The 1865-nt window shown below is 73.6% G+C and carries 4 protein-coding genes; all 4 read left to right on the forward strand.

The features are described 5' to 3' along the window. The coding region (locus G6O68_RS31665) for a hypothetical protein (protein WP_165253726.1) at nucleotides 1-487 on the forward strand (487 nt) is incomplete at its 5' end. A 25-nt stretch (nucleotides 488-512) separates the two neighbouring features. Beyond that, nucleotides 513-683, forward strand: a complete 171-nt coding sequence (locus tag G6O68_RS31670) for a hypothetical protein (RefSeq protein ID WP_165253728.1) — start codon at nucleotides 513-515, stop codon at nucleotides 681-683. A gap of 214 nt (nucleotides 684-897) precedes the next feature. Next, nucleotides 898-1272, forward strand: a complete 375-nt coding sequence (locus G6O68_RS31675; protein ID WP_165253730.1) for an IS630 transposase-related protein — start codon at nucleotides 898-900, stop codon at nucleotides 1270-1272. Beyond that, the coding region (locus tag G6O68_RS31680) for an IS630 family transposase (protein ID WP_240911588.1) at nucleotides 1269-1865 on the forward strand (597 nt) is incomplete at its 3' end. The genes G6O68_RS31675 and G6O68_RS31680, both read left to right, overlap by 4 nt.

Genomic DNA, 1865 nt, shown 5'->3' on the forward strand with positions numbered 1-1865 from the left:
GGCCATGAAGCTAACAGGCGGCCTGAGCAAGAAGATCGGCCTGCCGGACTACGGGTCGCTCGGCGCGACCTGCGGCCTGGAGTTCGAGCTGCCCGAGCCCGGCGACCACGCCGACCCGGGCGCGGTCGAACGTCGGGCCCTCGCCGCGTTCGACGCCTGCGCCCGCGTCGTCGAGGGCGAGCTGCGCCGGAGGCGGCCGCGCCCCGGCCCGCCCCCCGGCGGCCTCGTCGAGGGCGGGAGCCCGGGCGGCGGGGCCGATCGTCCCGACGAATCGGTATGTCGCCGTCGCCGCCCCGCCACGCCTTCCCAGCTCCAGGCGCTCCGGTCCGCCTGCGACCGGCGGCGCGTGGACGCGGTGGGGCTCGTGCGCGGGCGGTTCGGCGTCGCCGGCCCGGAGGCGCTGACCGTCGCCGAGGCGAGCCACCTGATCGCCGGCCTGCGGGGCTCGGCCGACGCGGGCGAGCCGTCCCAAGATCCCCAGGCGTGAGGCCCGGACCGGGAGGTCGTCTACCTTGAACGCGCGCAACAAGCTGAACGTCGCCTATCTCAACGGGTGCCTGTTCTTCGCCTCGATCATCGGCGTCGCGGCCCAGAGCTGGCCGGCCTTCCTGGCGACGTTCGCGGCCCTCGCGGCCGGCGGGGTCGCCTGCGGCGACATCCGGCTCCGCCCCGGGCGGCGCTGATTCCCAGGGGCGGGCCCCGACGGCGGCTTCGGTCGCCGTCGGGGCCGCGTCCCGTTTTTTATCCATAGGCGGCCGGACGGCGAGCAGGAGCCCCGCACGCCCAGAGATTCGAGTCGGTCGAACCCGTCCGCCTTCACGGAATGCTAGAGCGGTTTCTCATTGACTGTGTCGGTTGACGCGGTTATCCCTGGCTGGCTATGGAGGGCCCCCAGGGATGAAAGCCTACTCGTCCGACCTTCGCGAGCGGGTCGTTGCGGCCTGCGACGCCGGCGACGCGACTCGCGAGCGGATCGCCGCTCGCTTCTCCGTCAGCGCGACCTGGATCCGCAAGCTGATGCGTCAGCGACGTCAGACCGGCTCGATCGCCCCCAAGCCGCGCGGCGGCGGTCGGGCTCGGGCGTTCGACGCCGAGGCCGATCGGCGGCTCCGCGAGGCGGTCCGGGCCGACGACGACGCCACCCTCCGCGAACTCGCCGACGCCGCCGGGGTCGCGTGCTGCGCCTCGGCCGTGCACCGGGCGCCGAAGCGGCTGGGGATCACGCGCAAAAAAAGTCGCGGCGGGCGGCCGAGCAAGACCGCCCTGAGTTGAAGGCCCGGCGGGCGGCCTGGCGTGAGGAGTTCGCCGGGATCGACCCGTCCCGGTTGGTCTTCGTCGACGAGACGGGGGCGAGCACGGCGATGGACCGGACGCACGGCCGCTCGCCCAGCGGCGTGCGGGTCGACGGCCCGGTCCCGCACGGCCACTGGAAGATCGTCACGCTGACGGCGGCCGTCCGCCTGGGCGGTGCCGGGGCCTGCCTGGCCTTCGATGGCGCGACCGACTCGGCCGCCTTCGAGACCTACGTCGAGCGATGCCTGGTCCCGACGCCGAGGCCCGGCGACGTCGTGATCCTCGACGACCTGTCGTGCCACAAGACGACCGAGGCCGCCCGGCTGATCGCCGCGGCCGGGGCCGAGCTGCGGTTCCTGCCTGCGTACAGCCCCGACCTCAACCCGATCGAGCGGATGTTCTCGAAGCTCAAGGCGTGGCTGCGATCGGCCAAGGCCCGGACGATCGACGGGCTGATCGAGGCGATGGGCGACGCCCTGCGGGCGATCCGCCCCGCCGACGTCCTGGGCTGGTTCCGCCATAGCGGATATCAGGCCCCACGATCAAGCGACACACCCGATGAGAAACGGCTC

Origin of the sequence: Paludisphaera soli (genome assembly GCF_011064595.1) — a bacterium.
Classification (GTDB): domain Bacteria; phylum Planctomycetota; class Planctomycetia; order Isosphaerales; family Isosphaeraceae; genus Paludisphaera; species Paludisphaera soli.